The sequence below is a fragment of the Pseudomonas sp. GW460-LB5 genome, from assembly GCF_059423245.1.
The window spans coordinates 18,503-42,774 of record NZ_JBWKXT010000035.1 but is presented as its reverse complement, the minus strand read 5'-3'; the positions used below and the strand labels follow the sequence as shown (position 1 = coordinate 42,774).

General features: G+C 63.5%; 25 protein-coding genes. 7 read left to right on the top strand and 18 right to left on the bottom strand.

Annotated features, from left to right (window positions below; translation table 11 throughout):
• The 3 genes from AC07XM_RS20145 to AC07XM_RS20135 all read left to right on the top strand — a co-directional run bounded on the left by AC07XM_RS20145 (position 1) and on the right by AC07XM_RS20135 (position 1,940).
• Entirely contained in the window at positions 1–429 is a 429-nt protein-coding gene (locus tag AC07XM_RS20145; protein WP_102689634.1) for a DUF411 domain-containing protein, read from the top strand.
• Positions 429–866: a YqaA family protein gene (locus AC07XM_RS20140; protein WP_016485805.1), complete on the top strand. Its 438-nt coding sequence runs from the start codon at positions 429–431 to the stop codon at positions 864–866. Before AC07XM_RS20145 ends, AC07XM_RS20140 begins: the two co-directional genes overlap by 1 nt.
• Before the next feature lie 75 nt (positions 867–941).
• Positions 942–1,940 carry an alpha/beta fold hydrolase gene (locus AC07XM_RS20135; RefSeq protein WP_102689635.1) on the top strand — a complete coding sequence of 333 codons (999 nt, stop codon included), beginning with the start codon at positions 942–944 and terminating at the stop codon, positions 1,938–1,940.
• Between the two features lie 134 nt (positions 1,941–2,074).
• On the opposite strand, the gene zapE is transcribed toward AC07XM_RS20135, so the two are convergent.
• The 5 genes from zapE to AC07XM_RS20110 form a co-directional block, all read right to left on the bottom strand.
• Positions 2,075–3,181 (bottom strand): cell division protein ZapE, encoded by a 1,107-nt coding sequence (zapE, locus tag AC07XM_RS20130; protein WP_102689636.1) that lies wholly within the window; start codon positions 3,179–3,181, stop codon positions 2,075–2,077.
• A 146-nt stretch (positions 3,182–3,327) separates the two neighbouring features.
• Complete coding sequence (locus tag AC07XM_RS20125; RefSeq protein ID WP_102689637.1) at positions 3,328–4,473, bottom strand: PQQ-dependent sugar dehydrogenase; 1,146 nt, start codon at positions 4,471–4,473, stop codon at positions 3,328–3,330.
• A 22-nt stretch (positions 4,474–4,495) separates the two neighbouring features.
• On the bottom strand, positions 4,496–4,813 hold the full coding sequence (locus AC07XM_RS20120; protein WP_102689638.1) for a hypothetical protein: 318 nt from the start codon (positions 4,811–4,813) through the stop codon (positions 4,496–4,498).
• A gap of 233 nt (positions 4,814–5,046) precedes the next feature.
• A complete protein-coding gene (gene speB / locus AC07XM_RS20115) occupies positions 5,047–6,012 on the bottom strand; it encodes an agmatinase (RefSeq protein WP_023047137.1) in 966 nt (321 codons plus the stop codon).
• A 25-nt stretch (positions 6,013–6,037) separates the two neighbouring features.
• Positions 6,038–7,117, bottom strand: a complete 1,080-nt coding sequence (locus tag AC07XM_RS20110; protein ID WP_060518328.1) for a polyamine ABC transporter substrate-binding protein — start codon at positions 7,115–7,117, stop codon at positions 6,038–6,040.
• Positions 7,118–7,219: 102 nt separating this feature from the next.
• On the opposite strand from AC07XM_RS20110, the gene AC07XM_RS20105 reads away from it, so the two are divergent.
• A complete protein-coding gene (locus tag AC07XM_RS20105; protein ID WP_060518330.1) occupies positions 7,220–8,110 on the top strand; it encodes a LysR family transcriptional regulator in 891 nt (296 codons plus the stop codon).
• 163 nt (positions 8,111–8,273) lie between these two features.
• On the opposite strand, the gene AC07XM_RS20100 is transcribed toward AC07XM_RS20105, so the two are convergent.
• Positions 8,274–10,700 (bottom strand): TonB-dependent receptor, encoded by a 2,427-nt coding sequence (locus AC07XM_RS20100; protein WP_102689639.1) that lies wholly within the window; start codon positions 10,698–10,700, stop codon positions 8,274–8,276.
• 147 nt (positions 10,701–10,847) lie between these two features.
• Complete coding sequence (locus tag AC07XM_RS20095; protein WP_016485796.1) at positions 10,848–11,972, bottom strand: sigma-70 family RNA polymerase sigma factor; 1,125 nt, start codon at positions 11,970–11,972, stop codon at positions 10,848–10,850.
• 135 nt (positions 11,973–12,107) lie between these two features.
• Between AC07XM_RS20095 and AC07XM_RS20090 the strand changes: the two genes are divergently transcribed.
• Positions 12,108–12,590: an LEA/WHy family protein gene (locus AC07XM_RS20090; protein ID WP_102689640.1), complete on the top strand. Its 483-nt coding sequence runs from the start codon at positions 12,108–12,110 to the stop codon at positions 12,588–12,590.
• 18 nt (positions 12,591–12,608) lie between these two features.
• Here AC07XM_RS20090 and AC07XM_RS20085 read toward each other — a convergent pair whose 3' ends face one another.
• Positions 12,609–12,872 carry a hypothetical protein gene (locus AC07XM_RS20085; RefSeq protein ID WP_023047141.1) on the bottom strand — a complete coding sequence of 88 codons (264 nt, stop codon included), beginning with the start codon at positions 12,870–12,872 and terminating at the stop codon, positions 12,609–12,611.
• A 128-nt stretch (positions 12,873–13,000) separates the two neighbouring features.
• On the opposite strand from AC07XM_RS20085, the gene AC07XM_RS20080 reads away from it, so the two are divergent.
• Positions 13,001–13,321, top strand: a complete 321-nt coding sequence (locus tag AC07XM_RS20080) for an ElaB/YgaM/YqjD family protein (RefSeq protein WP_016485793.1) — start codon at positions 13,001–13,003, stop codon at positions 13,319–13,321.
• A gap of 22 nt (positions 13,322–13,343) precedes the next feature.
• Here the strand turns inward: AC07XM_RS20080 and AC07XM_RS20075 are convergent, their stop codons facing one another.
• On the bottom strand, positions 13,344–13,961 hold the full coding sequence (locus AC07XM_RS20075; RefSeq protein WP_016485792.1) for a MiaE family protein: 618 nt from the start codon (positions 13,959–13,961) through the stop codon (positions 13,344–13,346).
• A 157-nt stretch (positions 13,962–14,118) separates the two neighbouring features.
• On the opposite strand from AC07XM_RS20075, the gene AC07XM_RS20070 reads away from it, so the two are divergent.
• Positions 14,119–14,982 (top strand): universal stress protein, encoded by an 864-nt coding sequence (locus AC07XM_RS20070; RefSeq protein WP_016485791.1) that lies wholly within the window; start codon positions 14,119–14,121, stop codon positions 14,980–14,982.
• Positions 14,983–15,065: 83 nt separating this feature from the next.
• On the opposite strand, the gene AC07XM_RS20065 is transcribed toward AC07XM_RS20070, so the two are convergent.
• From AC07XM_RS20065 to AC07XM_RS20025, 9 genes are all read right to left on the bottom strand, one after another.
• Positions 15,066–15,269, bottom strand: a complete 204-nt coding sequence (locus AC07XM_RS20065) for a formate dehydrogenase subunit delta (protein WP_016485790.1) — start codon at positions 15,267–15,269, stop codon at positions 15,066–15,068.
• On the bottom strand, positions 15,266–18,148 hold the full coding sequence (gene fdhF, locus AC07XM_RS20060) for a formate dehydrogenase subunit alpha (RefSeq protein WP_102689641.1): 2,883 nt from the start codon (positions 18,146–18,148) through the stop codon (positions 15,266–15,268). Before fdhF ends, AC07XM_RS20065 begins: the two co-directional genes overlap by 4 nt.
• The gene (locus tag AC07XM_RS20055; RefSeq protein WP_102689642.1) at positions 18,145–19,704 is read right to left on the bottom strand and encodes a formate dehydrogenase beta subunit; all 1,560 of its coding nucleotides are present in this window, start codon (positions 19,702–19,704) and stop codon (positions 18,145–18,147) included. The genes fdhF and AC07XM_RS20055 overlap by 4 nt, the downstream gene beginning before the upstream one ends.
• Positions 19,698–20,180, bottom strand: coding sequence for a formate dehydrogenase subunit gamma (locus AC07XM_RS20050; protein ID WP_016485787.1), 483 nt, complete (start codon positions 20,178–20,180; stop codon positions 19,698–19,700). Before AC07XM_RS20050 ends, AC07XM_RS20055 begins: the two co-directional genes overlap by 7 nt.
• A 378-nt stretch (positions 20,181–20,558) precedes the next feature.
• Positions 20,559–21,653 (bottom strand): dimethylsulfone monooxygenase SfnG, encoded by a 1,095-nt coding sequence (gene sfnG, locus AC07XM_RS20045; RefSeq protein ID WP_016485786.1) that lies wholly within the window; start codon positions 21,651–21,653, stop codon positions 20,559–20,561.
• Positions 21,654–21,829: 176 nt separating this feature from the next.
• On the bottom strand, positions 21,830–22,117 hold the full coding sequence (locus AC07XM_RS20040) for a DUF3077 domain-containing protein (RefSeq protein WP_102689646.1): 288 nt from the start codon (positions 22,115–22,117) through the stop codon (positions 21,830–21,832).
• A 125-nt stretch (positions 22,118–22,242) separates the two neighbouring features.
• Positions 22,243–22,500, bottom strand: coding sequence for a hypothetical protein (locus AC07XM_RS20035; protein WP_102689643.1), 258 nt, complete (start codon positions 22,498–22,500; stop codon positions 22,243–22,245).
• A gap of 423 nt (positions 22,501–22,923) precedes the next feature.
• On the bottom strand, positions 22,924–23,556 hold the full coding sequence (locus AC07XM_RS20030) for a hypothetical protein (protein WP_024717325.1): 633 nt from the start codon (positions 23,554–23,556) through the stop codon (positions 22,924–22,926).
• 11 nt (positions 23,557–23,567) lie between these two features.
• Positions 23,568–23,858 carry a hypothetical protein gene (locus AC07XM_RS20025; protein WP_016485782.1) on the bottom strand — a complete coding sequence of 97 codons (291 nt, stop codon included), beginning with the start codon at positions 23,856–23,858 and terminating at the stop codon, positions 23,568–23,570.
• Between the last annotated feature and the right edge of the window lie 414 nt (positions 23,859–24,272).

Below are 24,272 nucleotides of genomic sequence, written 5' to 3'. Positions count from 1 at the left end.
ATGCTGCGCAAACACTTGCTGACCCTGGGCCTGCTGGCCATCACCGGCCTGGCCCAGGCCGCCGAGACCATCGACGTCAACCGCGACCCCAACTGCGGCTGCTGCAAGGCCTGGATCAGCCACCTGCGTGACAACGGTTTCAGCGTCAACGACCATGTCGAGCCCAACATGAGCGCGGTCAAGCAGCGCCTGGGCGTGGCGCCGCGCCTGGCCTCATGCCACACCGGGGTGATCGACGGCAAGTTCGTCGAAGGCCATGTGCCGGCCGAACAGGTGCGCCTGCTGGCCAAGCGCAGCGACCTCAAGGGCCTGGCCGTGCCGGGCATGCCCATGGGCTCGCCCGGTATGGAAATGGGTGACCACAAGGATGCCTACCAGGTCATCGGGGTCACCCAGGATGGCCAGGACACCGTCGTCGCCAGTTACTGATGCTCAGCCTGTGGGCGCTGTTCCTCAGCGCCTTCGGCGCCGCCACCCTGCTGCCGTTGCAATCGGAGGCCGTGCTGGTCGGCCTGTTGCTGCGCCAGCCCGAGGCTTGGGCAATCCTGCTGCTGGTGGCCACCCTGGGCAATGTGCTGGGTTCGGTCGTGAACTGGCTACTGGGCCGCGCCGTCGAGCACCTGCGCGACAAGCGCTGGTTCCCCTTCAACGCTGCCCAACTGGCGCGCGCGCAGCAGCGGTACCAGCGCTGGGGGCAATGGTCGTTGCTGCTCAGCTGGATGCCGGTGATCGGTGACCCGCTGACATTGATCGCCGGCATCATGCGAGAGCCGTTCTGGCGCTTCCTGCTGCTGGTGACCCTGGCCAAGGCTGGCCGCTATGCGGTGCTGACGATGATTACCCTGGGCTGGTTTCACGCCTGGTAACACCTTTCACGTTCCCGTCGCACGCCTGGCTGCTAAAGTCGCCTATTCCTACATGGCCCTACACGGAGTGCCCCCATGCTGCGCGCAACCGCCCTGGCCCTGGCCTGCCTTGTCGGCAGCCCGGCCATCGCCGCCGAGCCGCCTACCTATGGCGCCCAGCTCGAAGGTTTCAGCTACCCGCACCCACTCAAGCATTTTGACTTCAAATCCCAGGGCCAGCCCCTGCAGATGGGCTACATGGACGTCCCCGCACAAGGCCAGGCCAACGGCCACAGCGTGGTGCTGATGCACGGCAAGAACTTCTGCGCCGCCACCTGGGAAACCACCATCGACGCACTGAGCAAGGCCGGTTACCGGGTCATCGCCCCCGACCAGGTTGGCTTCTGCACGTCCAGCAAACCAGCGCATTACCAGTACAGCTTCCAGCAGCTGGCTGAAAACACCCATGCCTTGCTCGAACAGCTGGGTATCAGGCAATCCATCGTGCTCGGCCATTCCACAGGTGGCATGCTCGCCACCCGCTATGCGCTGATGTACCCGCAGCAGGTCGAGCGCCTGGCCATGGTCAACCCGATTGGCCTGGAAGACTGGAAAGCCCTGGGCGTGCCCTATCGTACGGTGGACCAATGGTATGCCCGTGAGCTCAAGCTGAGTGCCGAAGGGGTGCGCGAGTATGAACGCAAGACCTACTACGCCGGGCGCTGGAAGCCGGAGTATGAGCGCTGGGTACAGATGCTGGTAGGCCTGAACAAGGGGCCGGGGCATGAAGCGGTGGCATGGAACTCGGCGCTGATCTACGACATGATTTTCACCCAGCCGGTGTACCACGAGTTCAAGGATCTGCAGATGCCGACCTTGCTGCTGATCGGCGACAAGGACACCACAGCCATTGGCAGCGACATCGCACCGCCGGAGGTAAAGGCGAAGCTGGGCAAGTATGACGTGCTGGGGCCACAGGTGGCCAAGCTGATCCCCAAGGGTGAACTCATCACTTTTGAAGGCATGGGGCATGCGCCACAGATCGAAGAACCCGTGCGGTTCAACCGCACGCTGGTCGAGTGGCTGGCCAAGTGAAACGGGGGGCGCTTTACGCCCCTATCGCGGCACAAGGCCGCTCTCACAGGTAATTCGTAGGTTTAAGCGTCGGCGCCGTACCTGTGGGAGCGGCCTTGCGTCGCGATGGGCCGCAAAGCGGCCCCCAGCACACTTCAGCCAAACCGCTGTAGTTGCATCTCCCGCAACCGGCTCAAGGTTCGCTGGTACGGGAATGCCAGATACCCCTGCGTATACAGCTCTTCCAGCGGCACCTCGGCCTCGAGGTACAGTGCCACACGGCGGTCGTAGCACTCATCGACCAGGGCGATGAAACGGCGTACCGCATCGTCCTTGGGCGACAGCGCCGGCAGTTCGCGGTCGCCTGCCACCACCCGCGCCGCGCCGTCTTCAGTGCCACGGGCAATGCGACCAGCCTGCTGTTTACCGCCCAGCGCCGGAATACCCGACACCAGGATGGCCGGAAAACGGTCGCAAAGCGCCATGAATTCCATGGCCGCCAGCGGTTGCTCGCACAGGTCGGTGAAGCGGCACCAGATAGCCTGCTCGCTGCGCCGCACAACCTGCACCTGCCTGGAGCCGATAACCAAGGGTTGATCAGTACCCGTGTGATCCGGGCTGAGCTGGCAGAACACCTCGCCCAGCGGGCTGGCCTGCCCTGTCGCTGCCACCCAGTAGCGCTGCCGCTCTGCACCGGGGTGCAGGCGGTGGTCCTGCTCGCCGGCCACTGGCAGTACCTGCATGTGCCGCTGGATCGCGGCGATGGCCGGCACGAACCGCTCGCGGTTGAAGCCGTCGCGGTAGAGCTGCTCGGGTGGCTGATTGGACGTGGCGACAATCACCACGCCTTGGTCGAACAGCACCTGGAAAAGACGCCCCAGGATAATCGCGTCACCAATGTCGTTGACGAACAGTTCGTCAAAACACAGCACACGGATCTGCCCGGCCAGTTCCCGGGCCAACGCCAGCAATGGGTCGGCGGTTCCATTGAGCTGAAACAGGCGCTGGTGGACCCAGGCCATGAAGTGATGGAAGTGCTGGCGCCGGCTGGGTACCCGCAGGCAGCGGTGAAACTGGTCCATCAGCCATGTCTTGCCCCGCCCGACCGGGCCCCAGAGGTAGATGCCCTGGGTGGGGCGGCCCTGCTCGACAGCCAGGAAACAGGCCTGCAAGGCATCGACGGCGCGGGCCTGGGCAGGGTCGTCAGCGTAGCCCTGAGTGCTCAGGGCTTGCTGGTAAAGGGATTGGGGAGTGATGGCCATGGCCGCATTCTACACAGGTCCCTGTAGAAGCGGCCTTGCGCCGCGATGGGCCGCGCAGCGGCCCCTGGACTTCAGCATTGCAGCATAGATTGTTGGGGCCGCTCTGCGGCCCATCGCGGCGCAAGGCCGCTCCTACAGGGACCGCGTCAGTCGGCCAGGCCCACCTTGAGTAGTGCGCCGTCCTTGTCATCGGTCAGCACATAAATATAGCCATCCGGCCCCAGCCGCACATCGCGGATACGCGCCTTCAAGTCACCGAGCAAACGTTCCTCATGCACGACCTTGTCCCCCTTCAGCTGCAAGCGGATCAGCTCCTGTGTCGCCAGCGCACCAATGAACAAGTTATGGTCCCAGGCCTTGAATGTCGGGCTGTCGTAGAACGCCATGCCGCTGATACCTGGCGACTTCTCCCACACATGGTGTGGGTCGACCATGCCTTGCACATGCTTGCCCTTGGCCTCGGGGATCGGCAGCAGCGAATAGTTGATGCCATGGGTCGCAATCGGCCAGCCGTAGTTCTTGCCGGGTTCGGGGATGTTGATTTCGTCGCCACCGCGCGGGCCGTGCTCGTGGGTCCACAGCTTGCCGGTCCAGGGGTTCAGCGCGGCGCCCTGCTGGTTGCGGTGGCCGAACGACCAGATCTCCGGCCGCACGCTGTCCTTGCCAACGAAGGGGTTGTCCTTGGGCACTTCGCCATCCGGCAAAATGCGCACGATCTTGCCTTGCAGCTTGTCCAGGTCCTGGGCAGTGGCGCGCTGGTTGTTCTCACCCAGGGCGATGAACAGATAGCCGTCACGGTCGAAGACCAGGCGCGAGCCGAAGTGGTTGCCCACCGACAGCTTGGGCTGCTGGCGGAAGATCACGCTAAAGTTCTCCAGCCGGGCGCGGTCTTCGGACAGCTGGCCACGGCCGACGGCGGTGCCGGCCTTGCCGTCACTGCCCTCTTCGGCGTAAGACAGGTACACGGTACGGTCCTTGTCGAACGCCGGCGACAGCACGACATCCAGCAGGCCGCCCTGGCCCTCGGCCCAGACCTTGGGCACACCGCTGATCGGCGGGCCGACCTTGCCTTCAGTGTTGACCACCCGCAGGTTGCCGGCGCGTTCGGTGACCAGCATGTCCTTGCCGCCTGGCAGAAACGCCAGAGCCCAGGGGTTGCGCAGGCCGTCGGCCAGGGTGCTGACGGTCAACGTGCCTTCTTCGCTGTGAAACTGTTGCTCTGCGGCCGCCTGAGCCAACAACGGCATGAGTGCAGCAGCAGTCAAGGTGACTAGCCAGGTTGCTTTGGGCATGCAGGATTCCTTTCATATGGGCTCACGGCGCACGGGTGCTGTCGCGGGGTGGCCGGGTCGGTTCCAGGTTCGGGGTTTGTTGCTGACGACGCAGGTTGTCGCCGTTGCCGATGCCGCGGTTGTCCAGGCTGGGCGTGCGCTGGTACGGGTCGGTGGACGGGCCGCGCACAGGGGGCATGGCCGGCATGCTGCCCTGGCGGCTGTTGGGATTGGCACGCTGAATCGGGCTGTTGTAGGGGTTATTGTTGCCAGCGGCAAGCTGCAAAGGCTGTTGCGGGGCAGCGTGCGCAGGCAGGCACAAGGCCAGGCTGAGGGCCAGGATGGGCAGTGTCGGGTTCATGCTTCACCTCCTGTACGAAAATGCCGCGCCTGGTGGGTTTGATAGCCTAAGGCGCGAGGGGTTCGAGACAAAAGTGTGAATTGGGGCGGAGATGATTCCTGATGTTTCAGTATGCGCCCTTTCGAGCATTGATCATTGTGGGAGCGGGCTTGTCCCGCGAAGGCAGCCACGCGGTGCATGGCACCGGCCTTGCCGGTGTTCGCGGGCCAAGCCCGCTCCCACAGCGCCCCTGCTTACTGGCTTTTGTCTACCTTGTGCCGCGCCGCATACAGGCACAGCATCTCCATCGCCAGGGTCGCCCCCGCCAGCGCCGTGATATCGGCATGGTCATAAGCCGGTGCCACCTCCACCAGGTCCATGCCCACAAGGTTGATACCGCGCAGCCCACCCAGAATCTCCAGCGCCTGCACCGTGGTCAAACCACCACACACCGGTGTACCTGTGCCCGGCGCATAGGCCGGGTCGAGGCAGTCGATATCGAAGGTCAGGTACACCGGCCGCTCACCCACGCGCTGGCGAATCGCCGCAATCACCGCCTCGGTGCCCTGCCGGTGCACCTGACGGGCATCGAGGACGGCAAAGCCCTGGCTGTCGTCGTTGGTGGTGCGCAGGCCAATCTGCACCGAGCAGGCCGGGTCTACCAGGCCCTCGCGGGCGGCATGCCAGAACATGGTGCCATGGTCGATACGCTTGCCCTCCTCGTCCGGCCAGGTGTCGCTGTGGGCATCGAAGTGGATCAGCGCCAGCGGGCCATGCCGGCGGGCGTGGGCCTTGAGCAGCGGGTAGCTGATGAAGTGGTCGCCGCCGAGGGTAAGCATGGCGCAGCCCGCGTCCAGAATATGGGCGGCGTGGGCCTCGATGCTATCCGGCACCGACTGCGGCGTGCCACTGTCGAACGCGCAGTCGCCAAAGTCGATCACGGCCAGGTGGTCGAACGGGTCGAACGCCCACGGCCAGTGCCGTACCCACGCCTGCTGCACCGAGGCGGCGCGAATCGCCCGTGGGCCGAAACGCGCCCCTGGGCGGTTGCTGGTGGCGGTATCGAACGGCACTCCGCTGACCACCACATCCACACCGCGCAAGTCGCGGCTGTAGCGGCGGCGGGAGAAACTGGTAATGCCGGCATAGGTACTTTCTGCGGCAGTGCCGTACAGGCTGTCGCGGGTCATCGCCTGGTCGTTGCTTGCGGCTTGCTCCACGGTCGGGCTCCTTGGTTGTTATCAGTTACTGGCGGCTGCGAAAGGCCGTCCACAGGCGGTTACGCTGGCGCAGGTCGGCCAAGGCCATGCTGCGGTCGGCAAACAGCCGCTGGCGCACCTCGGCAGGCGGGTAGATGTCCGGATCGTTGCGCACCGCTTCGTCCACCAACGGCGTGGCTGCCTGGTTGGCGTTGGCGAAGAACAGCGTGTTGGTCAGCGCAGCCACCGACTCGGGCTTGAGCATGAAGGCGATGAACGCCCGCGCGGCTTCGGGGTGCGGGGCGTCCTTGGGGATAACCAGGTTGTCCTGCCACACCAGCGTGCCTTCGCGTGGGATGCGGTAGATCAGCTCGAACGGCTTGCCGGCGCGGCGCGCCTGGTCGGCAGCCATCGCTGCATCGCCGTTATAGGTCAGCGCCAGGCACACGCTACCGTTGGCCAGGTCGCTGATCTGCCGGCCATTGGCGACGTAGCTGATCGAGGGTTGCAACTGGCTAAGCAGCTGCTGCGCGGCGGCCAGATCATCTTTGTCCTGGCTGTAAGGGTCCTTGCCCAGGTAGTTCAGGGCCACGCCGATCACCTCTTGCGGCGAGTCGGGCATGGCGATGCCACAGTCCTTCAGGCGGCTGGCGTATTCGGGTTTGAACAGCAGGTCGAGGCTGTCCAGCGGCACATCGCCCAGGCGCTGTCGCACGGCTTCTACGTTCACCCCAAGGCCCAGCGTGCCCCAGGTGTACGGCACGGCATGGCGGTTGCCGGGGTCGGCCTCGGCGAGCTTGGCCAGCAAGTCCTTGTCGAGGTTGCTGTAGCCGGGCATGCCCTGGGGGTCGAGCGGTTGCAGGGCATTGGCCTTGAGCGCCCGGGCCAGTACGGTCGACGATGGCACCACCACGTCGTAACCACTGCCACCGGTGAGCAGCTTGGTCTCCAGCACCTCGGTGGTGTCGAAGGTGTCGTAGCGCACTTTGTAGCCGGTTTCCTGCTCGAAGCGCTGAAGGGTTTGCGGGGCGACGTAGTCGGCCCAGCTGTAGAGGTTGACGACCTTTTCTTCGGCCTGCAGCGGCAAGGCCAGGACCAAGGACAACAGGCACAACGATCGACGCATGACGGACACCTCGGCAAATGGGTGGATGCCGCAAGCATGCCAGCCGGGTTACATTGCAGGAATGACAAGTTTGCAAAGCTGACATTCACCAGGAGCAATGTAATGCTCGGACAAGTACACGACCCCGACCTACACCTGCTGCGGCTGTTCGTCACTGTAGTCGAGGCCGGGGGTTTCAGCGCCGCGCAAGGCGTGCTGGGCTTGAGCCAGCCCACCATCAGCCAGCGCATGGCGCAGCTGGAAACGCGCCTTGGCTACCGCCTGTGCAGCCGAGGCAAGGGTGGTTTCCACCTGACGGAGAAAGGCACATTGCTATTGGATGCAGCACGTGGGCTGCTGCTGAACATCGAGCAGTTTCGCCAGCAGGCCAACGGCGTGGGCGAGCGGTTGCTCGGGACGGTGCGCATCGGCATGGCAGAAAACCAGGACAAGGCAGTGAGCCTGAAGCTGGCGGCGGCCATTGCGGCGTTCCGCACACGAAAGGAATCGGTGCAGCTGGAGCTGATCAGTGCACCGCCGGCGGAACTGGAGCGGTTGTTGCTGGAGCAGCGGCTGGATTACGCCATCAGCTACTTCTCTGGCATCCAGGCGGCCTTTGATTACCAACCCTTGTTCCAGGAGCGGCAACGCCTGTATTGCGGCAAGGGGCATGAACTGTTCGGCGAGCCGAGTGTTGGGCTTGAGCGGTTGCTGGAGATGGACCAGGTACGCCATCCCTACCGGTTTCTCAAAGGCGGTGAGCCGTTCCAGAGCCGGCACAGCATGGCTGTGGCGGAGCAGATCGAGAGCGTGCTGACGTTCATGCTGTCAGGGCGGCATATTGGCTACCTGCCCTGCCATTGCGCGCACGCCTGGGAGGCGGAGGGGTTGTTGTGGGCGCTGAACCCAGGGCTGGATTTTGTAGTGCCGTTTACCCTGGCCAGGCATCGGGCGCAAGTGACGGGTGAAGCGCAGCAGGCGTTTGCCGAGGACTTGCTCGCGGCGTTTGCCTGAACCGGCCTCTGTGGGGGGCTTGTCCCGCGAAGCAGCCTGCGCGGTGGATGGCACGGGCTTCGCCCGTGTTCGCGGGGCAAGCCCGCTCCCACAGTGATCGCGCCAGCTTTGAGGTGTCGTGCAAGACAGTTGCTCGCACAGAGGCCGGCGCAAACAACACCCATCAGTAGGCCATGCTCCAGGTCAGGGTGTAGGTCCGCCCGCGCCCCTGGTAGTCATACAGGTATGCCGGGCCGTAGGTCGGCGAATAGAACAGCGTCGCGCGTTGGCCCCAGACCGTGCTGTACTGCTTGTCCAGCAGGTTCTGGATGCCGGCGCTGAAGGTGCCGAAGCCGGTGTCCTGGCTGGCCAGCAGGTCGAAGGTGGTGTAACCGTCGATCTCGTGGTCGGCATCATCCTTCAGGCTGAAGGCATGGTTAGCCTGCAGCCGCGCACTGCGGCCATCGTCTTTCCACCCGACAAATGCAGTGGCCTTGGACAAGGATGCATAACGGGCATCACGCTTGATCCACCCGCCGTCAGCGGCCTCTTCCTCGGAACGGGTCAGGTGCAAGGTACCGCCCGCTTCCCAACCCGTCTGGAAGTGGCGGGTCAGCGCACCTTCGAAGCCGAAGTCGCGGCTCTTCTGCTCTTGCACGTTGATCGTCAGCGTTTGCGAATCAACGTTGATGATCTTGTCCGACCAGATGTAGTACAGCGCTGCCTGGGCATCCCAGTCCAGGTCGGCATAGCGCCAACCCAGTTCCACCTGGCGGCTCTTGATGCCGGCCAGCGGGTTGTCGGCCACGCTCAGGCCCGGCTTGCCGTAGTACTTGGCAGGGTCGGGCAGGTCGAAACCTTCGCCATAGTTGGTCCATACCTGGTGGCCGTTCTTGAAGTCGTAGATGGCACCCAGGTTGAACAGGTTGACCTGGTAATCGTTGCTGCCGCCCGGCACGCCCTTGAAGTCGCTGACGTCCACGTCCATCTGCTGGCGACGGGCACCGCCGGAGAACGTCAGGTTGTCAGTGGCATGCCAGTCCAGCTGGGCATACACCGAAACACCATCGACCCGGTAGCTGGGATAGCGCGCCGCCTTGCTGTCCTTTTCCATCTCAAGGCCGCCCGATTCGGACGATGTCAGGGCATTGAAGGTGGTCTGTTCGGCATTGAAGCGCTCGCGGTCAAGGTCGACGCCGTAGGTCAGCTTCAACGTGTCCCACTGCTTGGCGAACAGGCCCTTGAGGCTGGTGACCTCGAAATTCTGCTGCGAGGCAGCAAAGTAAACCCCACGCGAACCGGTGGGCGTGGCGCGGTTGTAGTACGGGAAGGGGTAAAAGTTGTCGTCTTCCTTGCGGTACGAGGCCTGCAGGTAGAAGTCCTGGCCCAGCACGTCGCTGTGGTGGTAATTGGCGTTCAGCAACAGGCGCCGGGTACGCGGCTCCAGGTCCGACGAGTAACCGCTGCGCAGTTCGGCGTCTTCGAGGTCTGACGGCGCGTTGTAGTTGAGGTTGGGGAAGTAGATGCCCGTGCTGCCGTGGTTGCCAGAATCGTAGTACTGGGCCAACAGGTCGAGACGCTGCTGGTCATTCAACTGCAAGCCCAGAGTGCCGAGCACGTCGATGGTGCGGTTGTACTGCAGGTCGGTCTGGGTGTTGTCGATGAAAATCTGGTCGCCGGCGCCGTCGTAGAAGGCTTCGTTCTGCTCACCGGAAATCCCCAGCCGGGCATTGAAGCGTTCGTTGCCGCCACTGATCGACTGGGCAAAGCGAGTGGCCAGGTCATCGCTGTTGTTGAAACCGCTGCTGGCACCAAGCTGGGTTTCGAAGCGCGCAGGGCCGGGCTCGCCCTTCTTGGTCACGATGTTGATGATGCCGCCCGTGGCGCCGCCGCCGTAGATGGCGCTGGCGCCAGACAGCACTTCGACCCGCTCGACGTTGAACGGCGAAATGCTGTCGAACTGGCGCGACAGGCCGCGCGAGCTGTTCTGGCTGACCCCGTCGATCATCACCAGCACATTGCGCCCGCGCATGTTCTGGCCATAGTTGGTGCGCCCTTCTGGCGCCAGGTCGAGGCCGGGCACAAGCTTGCCGATGGCCTCTTTAAGGCTGACGCCGCTGTCGATCTGCTCACGCAACTGCTGCTGGTCGACCACCCAGACGGTGCCGGGGATTTCGCTGATCGAGGTGCTGGTGCGCGAGGCCACGCTGACTTCGATCGGCTTGAGGGTGACGGCCTGCGGCGCGGCCTCGGCCTTGCGCAGGGTCACGGTGCGCGCGTCGCTGAAGTGCCAGTTCATGCCGCTGCCGGCCAGCAACTGCTGCAGGGCCTGCTCGACGCTGTAGCTGCCGTGGAGGGACGGGCTGGCAACGCCTGCGACATCGCCTGTGGTGTACAGCAAGTGCAGGCCGGCCTGGTCGGCGAAGGTGGTCAAGGCCTGGTCCAGCGGCTGGGCTGGCAGGTTTAGCTGAACCTGGCGAACCTGCATCCGGGGCTGTTCGGCAGCCGTCGCGGCCCAGGCATGCGGGTGTCCGACCAGCATGGCCAGTGCGCTGCAGGACATCAGGGTGTGGTGAAAAGCACTGCGACGGCGGTGCAAAGGCTTGAGCATCAGAGGCACGAATGAGCTTCCTGACAAGTCGTAAATGAGAATGGGTTGCTGATCAGTCCCACTACGACGATCTGGCTTGCAGGAACTTGCAGTGCCAAACGGAAAATATTTTTATTGCTGTGCTGCGAAGAGGCCGGTACAGGCCAGTCAGTGAACCACAGCCAACCACGGCAGATAGGTAACCTTGAGCCCATAGCGCTGCTCCAACGTGCGCAGCAGGGCTTCAGGCTCATCAAGGTCAAACACCCCGCTCACCTCCATTGCCGCCAGCTTGCTATCGGACAGCACGATGCGCCCATGCCGGTAACGCTCAAGCTCGGTCAGCACCTGCCCCAGCGGTTTGCCGTTGAAGATCAGCTTGCCGCGCTGCCAGGCCATCTGCGCACCGGCATCGGCCGTCACCGCCAGTTCAGTTTCGCCAACCTTGGCTTCACCGCGTGCCAACACCACGCGACCATCGCGACGCACGCTAAAGGTGGCGGCACCACCCTGCACCTGCTCACCTGCCGTATCGACCACAAACGGCCGCGGATCATCGGTGGTCTCGAACAGGGCCTCACCGGCATCCAGCACCACCCGGCGTTCGTGCTCACTGAACACCACACTCAACGCACTGGCGCTGTTCAAGGTTACCCGCGTGCCGTCCGCCAGGATAATGACCTGCCGCTCACCCACTGCGGTGTGGTAGTCCGCCAGCAGTATCGGCGCCTGCTGCCAACCCGCCACAGCGGCGACCAGCAATGCCACAGAGGCAGCCACACCCGCCTGCTTGAGCCAGTCGCGGCAATGGCGCAGGGCTTGGCCGATATATTTGGCCACCATGCTCTCGGAAACCCCCAGCCGCTGTGCGATCTGCGCCTGTGTCAGGCCATCGACACGGTTCAGCAACAATGCTTGGCGGGCGTTGTCGGGCAGTTTCAGCAGCGCATCGTCAAGAATTTGCAGGCGCTCCCGGGCCAGCAACAACGCCTCAGGCGCAGGCGCCGGGCAGGCCAGCTCACCGGCCCCGTCACAGTCGTCATGGCTGGCAGCGAGGCGCTGCTCGCGGCGCAAGGCATCGATTGCCAGGTTACCGGCCACGCGGAAGATGAAGCTGCGGGCGTGCAGCACCGGCACCGCTAGTTCATCGACTTTCACCAGCTTCAAATAGGTTTCCTGCGCCACGTCCGCGGCGCGCTGGCGATCGCTCATGCGCCGGGTCAGAAACAGCAACAGGTCGTCGTAGTGCTCCTGGAAAGTCGCCAGCAGGCCCGACACGGGTGACATCAGCATGGGTTTGGTAACAGCCAGCAGGAAAAGTTATCGAGCGTTAATGAGAAACAGTATCGTTCATCTTCAAGGACACTTTCAACGCCGACGCGCATTTGCCACACTGAGGGTTCGCCCACTCTGGCAAGGTCGCCCGCAATGACTCCCCGCCCGTACCGCTGTATCCGCCTGTTTCTCGTCCTGCTGATGGTTTCTGGGCTGGGCGCTTGCGCTCTGTTTCAACCACGCGACCCGGTCAACATCAGCGTGATCGGTATCGAGCCGCTGGCCGGGCAGGAACTGGAACTGCGCATGGCGGTGAAAATGCGGGTGCAAAACCCCAACGAGTCGCCGATCGACTACAACGGGATCGCCCTGAATCTGGAAGTGAACGGCCAGCCGCTGGCCGCCGGGGTCAGCGACCAGCAAGGGCACATTGGCCGCTACGACGAGGCGGTGATCGTGGTGCCGGTGAGCATTACGGCGTTTTCCTTCCTGCGCCAGGCCTATGGGCTGGGCACGGTGGATTCGCTGAAGGGTTTGCCCTACAAGCTGCGCGGCAAGCTGGCGGGCGGGTTGCTGGGGACCGTGCGCTTTACCGACGAGGGCAAGCTGGACCTGCCCAAAGGCGCCTACTGGTAAGCGCCCGTCGACGGGTGTTCAGCGGTTGGCGCTGGCGGCGGCCATCAACTTGTTGACTTCGCTGCGCACCATGCTGGCGTATTCGGGCGGCGACATGCCCTCCAGTTCGGCGCGTACCCACTCGGCCCATTTACCTTTGCGCCGCGGTTTCTCGGCGATCAGCCGGGCTGCATCACCCTTGGCCTTGCCCAGGTTGCTCTGCCAAAGCTCGAACAGCCGCGCCTTCTCTGCCTCGATCTGCGCCCGTTCCTCGAAGCTCATGTTGGCCAGATTGAAACTCATGAAGGTACCTGCAGGTTTGAAAATGGCCGCTATCTTACACCCAGGCAATGCAACATCGGAAAGCCACCGCAACTTTCCCGACGCAGCGGCATCCATTGTTCACACTACCCATCAACGAGGACGAGTTCATGGCCCGTAAAAACGCCACGCTGCCCGACAGCGATCAGATCAAGGACCAGGTATTCAGCGAACTGCAGTCGCTGATCGAGGAATCGGAAAAACTGCTGAACGACAGTGCCGCCCTGGTGGGCGAAGAAGCAGAAACCCTGCGAGCGCAGGTCAGCCTCAAACTGAAACAGGCGCGCCAGGCCGCTGGCAACATACGGGACAAGGCGCAGCCGGTGGTGGACGCCACCCAGGACTATATCGGCGGCCATCCCTGGCAGACCGTAGCCATTTCCGCCGGGCTGGGGGTGGTGGTGGGCCTGCTGCTGGGGCGGCGCAACTGACGCCTGGGCCGCCTGGTGCGAATCAGGCGGCCAGCGCTTGCGGGATACCGCTGTGGAAGCGCAGTTCCACATCTGGGGACTGGATCAGCTCCATTTCTGCAGCGCGCACCAGTTCAACCCGGCGGGCGATGTCTGCCTCATCGCCATAGTTGTGCGCCAGTTTCAGGTAACCCTGGTAGTGGCGCGCTTCGCTTTTCAGCAGGCCGTGGTAGAAGCGGCCCAGCTCTTCGTCCAGGTGCGGCACCAGCGCGGCAAAACGCTCGCAACTGCGCGCCTCGATGAACGCCCCCACCACCAGCGTGTCCACCAGCTTGACCGGCTCGTGAGCGCGCACCAGGCGGCGCAGCCCTGAGGCATAGCGCCCCGCCGACACCGGTCGTAGTGGCACGCCACGGCGCTTCATCAAGCGCAGTACTTGTTCGTGATGCACCAGTTCCTCACGTGCCAGGCGCGACATCATGTTGATCAGGTCGAGGTGAGTGTTGTACTTGGCCATCAGGCTCAAGGCCGTGCTCGCGGCCTTGAATTCGCAGTTCTTGTGGTCGATCAGCAGGGTTTCCTGGTCGGCGAGCGCCGCTTCGATCCAGGCGTCTGGCGTCGGGCAGCCAAGAAAGGCATCGATTTCGGGGATCAGGGACATAAGCGTGCAACCACACAGAACAGGCAGGGCCGGCGATTATACCGGCGGCGGCGGGCGGCGCCAGTGACTAAGCTTGTTGATGTACATCAAACGCCAGCAGGGGGCGCGCCGTCTATAGTCAGGCATTGGTCGCCACCTTTGAAGGGAGCTTACGCCCATGCAAGCCGTCCGCAGCATCCTCGTCGTCCTCGACCCCGAGCACGCCCACAGCCGGGCGCTGACCCGGGCCAAGCTGATCGCCGGCGTCACCGGCGCTCGGCTGCACCTGCTGATGTGCGACAAACGGCATGATCACAGTGCGCTACTGAGCCTGCTCAGCAGCCAGTTGCATGATGACGGCTACGACAACATCACCCATGAGGAGGCTTGGCGCGACAACCTGCACGACACCATCATCTATGTCCAGCAGGCCGAAGGTTGCGACCTGGTGATCAAGGACCACCGCCCGGACAGTTCGTTGAGAAAGGCCCTGCTCACCCCCAGCGACTGGAAACTGCTGCGCCAATGCCCATGTGCCGTGCTGATGGTCAAGAGTGAACGGCCGTGGACCGGGGGCAAGATTCTGGCGGCGGTCGACGTGGGCAACCAGGACGAAGACCATCGCCGCCTGCATGCCAGCATCATCGACCATGGCTTCGAGATTGCCAAACTGGCCAAGGGCGAACTGCATGTCATCAGTGCCCATCCGTCGCCGATGCTGTCGGCCTCTGACCCGACCTACCAGCTGAGCGAGACCATCGAGCAGCGCTACCGCGATGCGTGCAAGGCGTTCCAGGCTGAGTACGGCATCAGCGAGGAATGCCTGCATGTAGCTGAAGGGCCGGCAGATGTGTTGATTCCGCACACCGAGAAACTGCTGAACGCGGTGGTGACGGTGATTGGCACGGTGTGCCGCACGGGGATTTCCGGGGCGTTGATTGGTAATACTTCGGAGGTGGTACTGGATGCGCTCGAGGGGGATGTGCTGGTGCTCAAGAGCGAGGAAGCCATCGCTCACCTGGCCGAATTAGCCCGCGGCTGATGCAATTGGCACGATGGGTGCGCCCCTTGTAGGAGCGGCCTTGCGTCGCGAAAGGCCGCACCTACAGGGACCGCGCAGACCCGCTACGGCATCGCCTCCAGCACCTTCGGGTCCAGCCCTTCCCCTGCATTGGCCTCGATCCATTGCGCCAGCTGTCGGCGCATGGCCGGCGTCCAGAAGCTTTGCATATGCTGGCGCACCCCCTGTACCGCCAGCGCCCGGTCTGGTTCGCTGTCGAAGTAATGGGCAATCTGGTTGGCCATCTTGACCAGGTTGTCGCTGCTCATCGGCGCACCTCGGCTTGCTCCGCTGTGCGGCGCTCTTGCAGCAGGCGCCGCTGTTCGTCACTGAAGTCCTGATAGCGCTTTTGCCACTGCGATGGCTGGAACACCTTCACCACTTCCACTGCCGTTACCTTGTACTCGGGACAGTTGGTGGCCCAGTCGGAGTTGTCGGTGGTAATCACGTTGGCCCCCGACTCGGGGAAGTGGAACGTGGTGTACACCACCCCCGGCGCTACCCGCGCACTGACCTTGGCGCGCAGCACAGTCTGCCCCGCGCGGCTGCCAATGCCGACCCAGTCACCGTCCTGGATACCGCGGCTTTCTGCATCGGTGGGGTGAATCTCCAGGCGGTCGGCATCATGCCAGGCGACGTTGGCAGTACGCCGGGTCTGCGCGCCGACGTTGTACTGGCTGAGGATGCGCCCGGTAGTCAGCAACAACGGGTAGCGGTTGTTGACCTTTTCGTCGGTAGGCACATAACCGGTGAGCATGAAGCGGCCCTTGCCACGCACGAACTGGTCGATGTGCATGGTTGGCGTGCCGTCTGGCGCGGTGTCGTTGCATGGCCACTGCAGGCTGCCATGGCGGTCGATGTCGGCATAGCTGACACGGCGGAAGGTCGGCGTCAGGCGGGCGATCTCGTCCATGATCTCGGACGGGTGACGGTAGTTCATCGGGTAGCCCAGAGCGTTGGCCAAGGCGATGGTCGCTTCCCAGTCGGCCTTGCCGGCCAGCGGCTCCATGACCTTGCGCACCCGCGAAATGCGCCGCTCGGCATTGGTGAAGGTGCCATCCTTTTCCAGGAACGAGCTGCCCGGCAGGAACACATGGGCGAACTTGGCAGTTTCGTTGAGGAAGATGTCCTGCACCACCACGCACTCCATGGCGAGCAAGGCCGCGGTGACATGCTGGGTGTTAGGGTCGCTCTGGGCGATGTCCTCGCCCTGGCAGTACAAGGCCTTGAAGCTGCCGTCCAGCGCTGCCTCGAACATGTTGGGGATGCGCAGGCCCGGGTCGGGCTGCAGGGTCACACCCCAGGCGCGTTCGAACTCGGCGCGCACGTGCTCGTTGGAGATATGCCGGTAGCCAGGCAGCTCGTGCGGGAACGAGCCCATGTCGCACGAACCCTGCACGTTGTTCTGCCCACGCAGCGGGTTCACCCCTACCCCTTCACGGCCGATATTGCCGGTGGCCATGGCCAGGTTGGCGATGCCCATCACCGCAGTGCTGCCCTGGCTGTGCTCGGTCACGCCCAGGCCGTAGTAGATGGCCGCGTTGCCACCGGTGGCATACAGCCGCGCAGCCGCGCGGATCTGCTCGGCCGGCACGCCACAGACCGGGCCGAGTACTTCAGGGGCGTTTTCTGCCAGGCTGACGAAGTCGCGCCAGCGGGCAAAGTCTTCGGTTTCGCAGCGGGCATCGATAAAGCGCTGGGCCAGCAGGCCCTCGCTGACGATCACGTGGGCCAGGGCGTTGAGCATGGCCACGTTGGTGCCCGGGCGCAGTTGCAGGTGCAACTCGGCGCGGGCGTGCGGCGAGTCGACCAGGTCGATGCGCCGTGGGTCGATCACGATCAGCCGCGCGCCCTGGCGCAGGCGGCGCTTGAGCTGCGAGCCGAACACCGGGTGGGCGTCGGTGGGGTTGGCGCCGATCACCAGCACCACGTCAGCCTGCATCACCGAATCAAAGCTTTGCGTGCCAGCCGACTCACCCAGGGTCTGCTTGAGCCCATAGCCGGTGGGCGAGTGGCACACCCGCGCGCAGGTATCGACGTTGTTGTTGCCAAACGCCGTGCGCACCAGTTTTTGCACCAGATAGGCTTCTTCGTTGGTGCAGCGGCTGGAGGTAATGCCACCGATGGAATCGCGCCCGTACTTGAGCTGGATGCGGCGGAACTCGCTGGCAGCGTAGGTCACCGCCTCGTCCCAGCTCACTTCCTGCCACGGGTCTTCCAGGCGCTTGCGGATCATCGGTTTGGTTATGCGGTCCGGGTGGGTGGCGTAGCCCCAGGCGAAGCGCCCCTTCACGCAGGCGTGGCCGTGGTTGGCCCCGCCGTTCTTGTCCGGGACCATGCGCACCAGCTGATCGCCTTTCATTTCGGCGCGGAACGAGCACCCGACGCCGCAATAGGCGCAGGTGGTGATCACCGAACGTTCGGGCTGGCCAAGCTGCACCAGGCTCTTTTCTGTCAGCGTCGCGGTCGGGCAGGCCTGTACGCAGGCGCCGCACGACACGCACTCGGAGGCAAGGAAGTTGTCGCCGCCCGCCGCCGCGACCCGCGACTCGAAACCGCGGCCGGTGATGGTCAGGGCGAATGTGCCCTGGATGTCTTCGCAGGCGCGCACGCAGCGGCTGCAAACGATGCACTTGCTGGGCTCGTAGTCAAAATACGGGTTGGAAACGTCCTTCTTTTCGGCCAAATGGTTGGCGCCGTCGTAACCGTAGCGCACCTCGCGCAGGCCCACCTGGCCGGCCACGGTCTGTAGCTCGCAGTTGCCGTTGGCCGAGCAGGTCAGGCAGTCCAGTGGGTGGTCGGAAATGTACAACTCCATCACGTTGCGGCGCAGGCCGGCCAGGCGTGGCGTTTCGGTACGCACCACCATGCCTTCGCTGACCGGCGTGGTACAGGACGCCGGGTAGCCGCGCATGCCTTCGATTTCCACCATGCACATGCGGCATGAGCCGAAGGCTTCGAGGCTGTCGGTGGCACACAGTTTGGGGATGCTGGTGCCCAGCATGGCCGCGGCGCGCATCACCGAGGTGCCGGCGGGCACGCTGACAGCACGCCCGTCGATGCTCAGGCTGATCTGCACGTCGCTGTCACGGGCCGGGGTGCCGAGGTCGCTGCTTTTATCAGAAGCGGGGTCGAAGAAGTTGATCATTGCGCGGCCTCCGTGGTGGTCAGCCCAAAATCAGCGGGGAAGTACTTGAGGGCACTGGCCACCGGGTAGGCAGTCATGCCGCCCATGGCGCATAGCGAGCCGTACTGCATGGTGTCGCAGAGATCGCGCAGCAACAGGGCCTGGTCGTGGCGTTCGGTGAAATCAGTCGATGTGATCAACCGGTCGACCACTTCCATGCCCCGGGTGGAGCCGATGCGGCACGGGGTGCATTTGCCGCAGGATTCTTCGGCGCAGAACTGCAGGGCGAAGCGCGCCATGCTGGCCATGTTCAGGGTGTCGTCGGCCACCACCACACCGCCGTGGCCGAGCATTGCGCCCATGGCGGCGAAGGCTTCATAGTCCAGCGGGGTGTCGAAGTGGCTGGGGGGTACCCAGGCGCCAAGCGGGCCGCCCACCTGCGCAGCCTTCAGCGGCCGGCCACTGGCCGTACCGCCGCCGTAACCCTCCAACAGCTCGCGCAGGGTCAGGCCGAACGCACGCTCCACCAGGCCGCCCTGGCGGATATTGCCGGCCAGCTGGAACGGCATGGTGCCCAGCGAGCGGCCCATACCGAAATCGCGATAGAACGCTGCCCCCTTGGCGAGAATGATGGGCACTGAAGCCAGGGTGAGCACGTTGTGCACCAGCGTGGGCAGGCCGAACAGGCCTTGCAGCGCAGGCAGTGGTGGCTTGGCACGGACGATGCCGCGCTTGCCTTCGATGGACTCGAGCAGCGCGGTTTCTTCGCCGCAGATATAGGCGCCGGCCCCCACCCGCACTTCCAGGTCGAAAGCCTGGCCGCTGCCGGCAACGTCAGTGCCGAGGTAGCCGGCTTCACGCGCGATGGCAAAGGCCTGGTTCAGCACGCGAATGGCATCCGGGTATTCCGAGCGCACATAGATGTAGCCCTTGTCGGCCCCCACGGCCAGGCCGGCAATGATCATGCCCTCGATCAGCAGGAAAGGGTCGCCTTCCATCAGCATACGGTCGGCGAAGGTGCCAGAGTCGCCCTCGTCGGCGTTGCATACCACGTACTTCTGCCCAGCCCCGGCGTCGCGCACGGTGCGCCACTTGATGCCGGCAGGAAACGCCGCACCGCCACGGCCACGCAAGCCGGAGTCAAGCACGGCGGCGACCACCTCGGCAGCGTTCAGGGCCACGGCCGCTTCAAGGCCGGCGAAACCGCCATGGGCGCGATAGTCATCCAGCGACAATGGGCGGGTGATGCCGGCGCGGGCGAACAGCAGGCGTTGCTGGGTCTTCAGGTAAGGCATTTGTTCGACCAGCCCCAACGCCAGCGAGTGGCCACCGGGCTCACCGGCCAGGGCATCGAGCAACGCCGGCACGTCTTGTGGGGTCACCGGGCCGAAGCCCTGACGCCCTTGCCCGCTGTCGCATTCGATCAGCGGCTCCAGCCAGTACAGCCCGCGTGAGCTGGTGCGCTGGATGTCCAGCGGCAGCTGGCGGCGCTCGGCCTCGCGCTGCAAGGCATCGGCAACCTGGTCGGCCCCCACGGCACGGGCCACCGAGTCGCAGGGAATGTAGAGCTTCAGCATGCTGCGTCCTCCCGGCAAGCGTTTACCAATGCACGCAGGCGCTCAGGGGTAAGCCGCGCATGCACCTGGCCGTCCAGCTCCAGCGCCGGCGAGCAGGCGCAGGCACCCAGGCAGTACACCGGGCGCAGGCTGATGGTACCGTCGGCGCTGGTGCCATGGTCATCCAGTGCCAGCTGATCACGCAGTTGCGCGGCCAGGGCCTCGGCGCCACGGCTTTGGCACGATTCGGCGCGGCACAGGCGCAGGGTGTGGCGCGCCGGCGGCGCAGTACGGAAGTCGTGGTAAAAGCTGATCACTCCACGCACCTCGGCCAGGCTGAGGTTCAGGGCATGGGCAATTTCAGGGACAGCGGCATCGGGGATGAAACCGATGTCGTGCTGGATGGCATGCAGGATCGGCAACAGGGCACCGGGGGTTGCCTTGTCACGGGCCAGAATACGGTGGATCACGGGCAGGTGGAGCAGTTCATCAGGCATACAGCGGACCTCGGCATCACGGACCCCGCCTGAATTATTGTGAGGGCAGGTATCCAGCGTGTTCTGCTGCGGCGCGTCGGCCGCGTCACGGTTGCGCGGCGCCGACGGCCTCCTTGCCCACGGCCGCGCATCTGCGCACGCTGGTCCGAAGGCATCCTGCAAGCATGGCACTTGTGGCGCCAGGGGGTTGCGTGCGAACGACCAGGCGCATCCTGAAACCGACGCCAAGCGTTACGGCCCCTGCACGGTATGCGGGGTTTCACAGCAGTACAGGTGCGTCGATGACTACCCCAGGCTAATGCCCGGCGCGAGCAGCCTTGCCTTGGCGCCCCCGGCCGCAAAGGCGCGCAAAGCGCCCCCGGCAATTCGGCACAGGCCTCAGGCCACTGCCTTGTCTACGCTGCGACCGGCTTCCAGCTCACGCACCAGCGGCAACACGTGCTCACCAAAGTACGCCACTTCCTCCTGAAAATGCAGAAAGCCGGACAGGATCAAATCCACCCCCACTGCCTTCAGCGCAACGATGCGCTCGGCAATTTGCTGCGGCGTGCCGATCAGGTTGGTCTTGAAGCCATCGTTGTACTGCACCAGGTCCTCGAAGCTGGACTTGGCCCAGTTGCCCTCGCCTTCCGGGCTGGCTGCCCCGGCGTGCTTCACCTCGTTGCCGAACGCCCGCACCGCCTCGGGGTTGGCCTTGTCGATGATCTCCTGCAACACCGCACGCGCCTGTTCCTCGGTGTCGCGGGCAATGATGAAGGCATTCACCCCAACCTTGACCGAGTGGCCGTTGGCTGCGGCCTTGGCGCGGATATCATCGACCTGGGCCTTGATCCCTTCCACGCTGTTGCCGTTGGTGAAGTACCAGTCCGACACCCGCGCGGCCATATCCCGCGCCGCACGCGAACTGCCGCCCTGGAAGATCTCGGGGTGCGGTTGCTGCAGTGGCTTGGGTTTGAGGTTGTAGTCACGGAAGCGATAGAAGTCGCCGTTGAAGGTGAAGTTGTCCTGCGTCCAGATGCCCTTGAGCGCGCGGATGAACTCCTCGGAACGGCGATAGCGCTCGTCGTGGTCCAGCCACGGCTCACCGATGGCGTGGAACTCGCCCTTGAACCAGCCCGACACCACGTTGATGGCGATGCGGCCATGGGTGAACTGGTCGATACTGGCCAACTGCTTGGCCGCCAGCGCCGGGTTCCACGGCCCTGGCAGGATGGCGGCGATGACCTTGAGCTTTTCCGTGGCCGCCAGCAGCGCATGGCTGATGGTGACCGACTCATGCTGGTTGTCGGCGCCGTAGCCGGCGGTGAAGCGGATTTGCGACAGGGCGTAGTCGAAGCCCGCTTTTTCAGCGATTTGCGCAAGCTTGCGGTTGTAGTCGATGTCCCAGCTGGTGCGCTGCTCGATGGTGCTGACCACCAGGCCACCGCTGACGTTGGGGACCCAGTAGGCGAACTTGAGTGGGGCGTGGCTCATGGGGAAGCTCCTTGAGAATCTTTGGGGTTCAAGGAGGCAGGAGCAGCAAGCGTGCCAACGGCTGGATTGCTTTACTTTCAACGGGTTAATGGAACTAGTCGGCGATGTTGACTGCATGTGGTCAAACACGCTGTCGGATCACTGTTGCCTGCGCAACATCGCCGCTTGCTGCTGGCTCACCGGTTCTTGCGCATGCCCATGTGAGCGTCATCCATCAAGGCTTTGGCCATGTCGCACAGAAAGTGCGAGGCCCAGACCAGCACCGGCTCGTTGTCCATTACCCCGATAAACGATGCCCGCCGAGAGCAGTCCATCAACACAGAGGCCTGCTCGACAGCATGGTCACAGCAGTTGCCGGGCTCGACACGGAACAGCTTCTTGCCGTCGATGATACCGTCCAGGCAAGTGGCCGAGCCTACGGTCAGCCCCAGGGTGCCGGTGTCATCATCCAATTTTTTATCCATCTTGAACCTCTTCTGAATTTGCCAGCCAGTGGTACTGCCCTCCACTCTCCTGTGGGAGCGGGTTCACCCGCGAACACGGGCGCAGCCGGTGCCATCCACCGCTGGCAAAACTTGATTTCAGCCCATCAATGCAAGGTATGCATTTGCGGCTTGCCTTTGAACTGAACCTGCGCAATCGCCGACTCCAGCAACGAGCGCACGGCCTCCACTTCATGCATCACCGCCAAGGTCATGACGGTGGCGGGAGACTTGGGCAGCGTGGAGAGGGCGTGATGGCCTACGGACAAGGCGCAGAGGACGCATTCGGTGGCCTGGATCAGGGTGTCTTCCAGGTGGTGCGAAGGGTCAGCGGAGAAAGGTGGATCGGGAACAATTTTGAGCATGGCGAATCTCTCTAGTTGCACTACCAAGATCGCCACCTGCTCACTTGCAGATGATTGGGTGGCGGCTACGTAAGGGCCTGCAAGACCGAGGCAACTAGAAAGCCCGGTTGGTCCGAAGACCACCCGTACGCAGCCACCATAAAACGCAGCTGAGCGCAAAGCGCCGTTAGCTGATGGTGAGCTCTTCTAGTTGACTCGCAGGCTTGCAGACCCGGTCGTTGAATTTGCAACGACAGGTCGAGACTAGGGAGATCAGGTTTCCATCGCAATGGTGAAACGGCTTGAAAAGGATGATTCAGAAACGGACTACATGGAAGGGGAAAAATCTGGCTCTATCGTGTAGGAACGACAAAGAATGTGGCGGGCCAACGAAGAGCCCTGTGCGTGGTTGCCCCACGCACAAGCGACAATGTTCAGTGCTGACTATACCGCCAACCGCGCCAGCCGCTGCAGCGCCACAATCACTTCCTCGTCCCGCTCTTCGAGCACATCCGCCTGGATCAGGGCGATCACGGCCTTCAGCAACTCGGTCTGGTTCATCTCGGTTTGTTGTTGCAGCGCAAGCAGGTCCTCTGCCATGTGCGGATTAACCTTCATCGACAACCGCCGGGTAGCGTTGGACCTTGCAAGCCCGCGCTGCTCCCGCTGTGCATCCAGCGCCTGGATGAACGCCAGATGCGCAGCCTGCAATCGCCCCCCCTGCTGAACCTGCGCCAACCGCTGAACATAGTGGGCCAGAAACAACTTGCGTAAATGGGCCCCGGCGTCGCTGCTGACTGCATGCATGGCCGCATCCAGCACGTCCACGTACACGGCCGGCAAGCGCGCCTCGATCGACTTGAGCTGCTGCTTGCGCGCCTCGTGAATGGCTGGTGTGGATTGCGGTGGAAGTGCGACCACGCCATCGCAACGGGTACACACGCCCACCAATATGTCCCTGGCCACACCCTTGCCATCGCTGAACGGTACATCCCGGCGGGCATAACGAGTGGGCACCACTGCCTGGCAGTGCTCGCACAGTGCTTTTCCGCTATCCCCTTCAAACAGAATCTTCATGATCTGGGTACTCACTGGTGAACGCTTATGAACCAGGTATCCGGTTCGATAAAAAAGAACTTGATGTACCAGCCATCCCGTTTGAGTACATGCACCTCTACGGCAGCGACAGCGTGGTGAGGGCTGCTTGCGTGGTGAATGCCCCGGCAGGAGCGCACGACTTCGACAACCTCTCGGGCTGACACCTCCCCTGTAGCCAACAGGTTCTTTATATCGATATCCCCGCGCGAAACGTGTTGGTACTCCCCTGATTCAAGCGCCGCTATCACTGCGCGCTGGGCCTCCCTGAAACCGGTTTTCATAGCTCATCCCTGCCATTACGAAAATCATCGTACAAAATCCGGATCAAATCTAGCGCTTGCGAAGCCAAAGCGACCAGCGGTTCCCCCCCGATTCGAGCGATGACCCGGAACACGCATGAACTATGGCCCTGCCAGCCGCAAGACGGCGCAGGGCAATGTAACCAACGCGTTCAAGGCTGCTCGCGGCAGCCGCTTGAAACCTCCGTGAGCACCGGCTAGCTGCTGCCATCCACCTAGGCCGTGTTTCGCGAGAGGTGAAGAAGCATGAAACATTATTTATCAATATATCTTCTCATTTGACGTAGATTCTCATTCGCACGAAATCTGTAACCCTTTTACCAGCCCCCGCCTCAGGAATTCCCCGTGAAACGTCATCTCCCTGCCCGCCTCTTGCTGGTCGGCGCATGCAGCGCC

Coding starts and splice junctions, on each gene's coding strand:
- AC07XM_RS20145 (WP_102689634.1), top strand. CDS start 1: ATGCTGCGCAAACACTTGCTGACCCTGGGCCTGCTGGCCATCACCGGC.
- AC07XM_RS20140 (WP_016485805.1), top strand. CDS start 429: ATGCTCAGCCTGTGGGCGCTGTTCCTCAGCGCCTTCGGCGCCGCCACC.
- AC07XM_RS20135 (WP_102689635.1), top strand. CDS start 942: ATGCTGCGCGCAACCGCCCTGGCCCTGGCCTGCCTTGTCGGCAGCCCG.
- zapE (WP_102689636.1), bottom strand. CDS start 3,181: ATGGCCATCACTCCCCAATCCCTTTACCAGCAAGCCCTGAGCACTCAG.
- AC07XM_RS20125 (WP_102689637.1), bottom strand. CDS start 4,473: ATGCCCAAAGCAACCTGGCTAGTCACCTTGACTGCTGCTGCACTCATG.
- AC07XM_RS20120 (WP_102689638.1), bottom strand. CDS start 4,813: ATGAACCCGACACTGCCCATCCTGGCCCTCAGCCTGGCCTTGTGCCTG.
- AC07XM_RS20110 (WP_060518328.1), bottom strand. CDS start 7,117: ATGCGTCGATCGTTGTGCCTGTTGTCCTTGGTCCTGGCCTTGCCGCTG.
- AC07XM_RS20105 (WP_060518330.1), top strand. CDS start 7,220: ATGCTCGGACAAGTACACGACCCCGACCTACACCTGCTGCGGCTGTTC.
- AC07XM_RS20100 (WP_102689639.1), bottom strand. CDS start 10,700: ATGCTCAAGCCTTTGCACCGCCGTCGCAGTGCTTTTCACCACACCCTG.
- AC07XM_RS20095 (WP_016485796.1), bottom strand. CDS start 11,972: ATGCTGATGTCACCCGTGTCGGGCCTGCTGGCGACTTTCCAGGAGCAC.
- AC07XM_RS20090 (WP_102689640.1), top strand. CDS start 12,108: ATGACTCCCCGCCCGTACCGCTGTATCCGCCTGTTTCTCGTCCTGCTG.
- AC07XM_RS20085 (WP_023047141.1), bottom strand. CDS start 12,872: ATGAGTTTCAATCTGGCCAACATGAGCTTCGAGGAACGGGCGCAGATC.
- AC07XM_RS20080 (WP_016485793.1), top strand. CDS start 13,001: ATGGCCCGTAAAAACGCCACGCTGCCCGACAGCGATCAGATCAAGGAC.
- AC07XM_RS20075 (WP_016485792.1), bottom strand. CDS start 13,961: ATGTCCCTGATCCCCGAAATCGATGCCTTTCTTGGCTGCCCGACGCCA.
- AC07XM_RS20070 (WP_016485791.1), top strand. CDS start 14,119: ATGCAAGCCGTCCGCAGCATCCTCGTCGTCCTCGACCCCGAGCACGCC.
- AC07XM_RS20065 (WP_016485790.1), bottom strand. CDS start 15,269: ATGAGCAGCGACAACCTGGTCAAGATGGCCAACCAGATTGCCCATTAC.
- fdhF (WP_102689641.1), bottom strand. CDS start 18,148: ATGATCAACTTCTTCGACCCCGCTTCTGATAAAAGCAGCGACCTCGGC.
- AC07XM_RS20055 (WP_102689642.1), bottom strand. CDS start 19,704: ATGCTGAAGCTCTACATTCCCTGCGACTCGGTGGCCCGTGCCGTGGGG.
- AC07XM_RS20050 (WP_016485787.1), bottom strand. CDS start 20,180: ATGCCTGATGAACTGCTCCACCTGCCCGTGATCCACCGTATTCTGGCC.
- sfnG (WP_016485786.1), bottom strand. CDS start 21,653: ATGAGCCACGCCCCACTCAAGTTCGCCTACTGGGTCCCCAACGTCAGC.
- AC07XM_RS20040 (WP_102689646.1), bottom strand. CDS start 22,117: ATGGATAAAAAATTGGATGATGACACCGGCACCCTGGGGCTGACCGTA.
- AC07XM_RS20035 (WP_102689643.1), bottom strand. CDS start 22,500: ATGCTCAAAATTGTTCCCGATCCACCTTTCTCCGCTGACCCTTCGCAC.
- AC07XM_RS20030 (WP_024717325.1), bottom strand. CDS start 23,556: ATGAAGATTCTGTTTGAAGGGGATAGCGGAAAAGCACTGTGCGAGCAC.
- AC07XM_RS20025 (WP_016485782.1), bottom strand. CDS start 23,858: ATGAAAACCGGTTTCAGGGAGGCCCAGCGCGCAGTGATAGCGGCGCTT.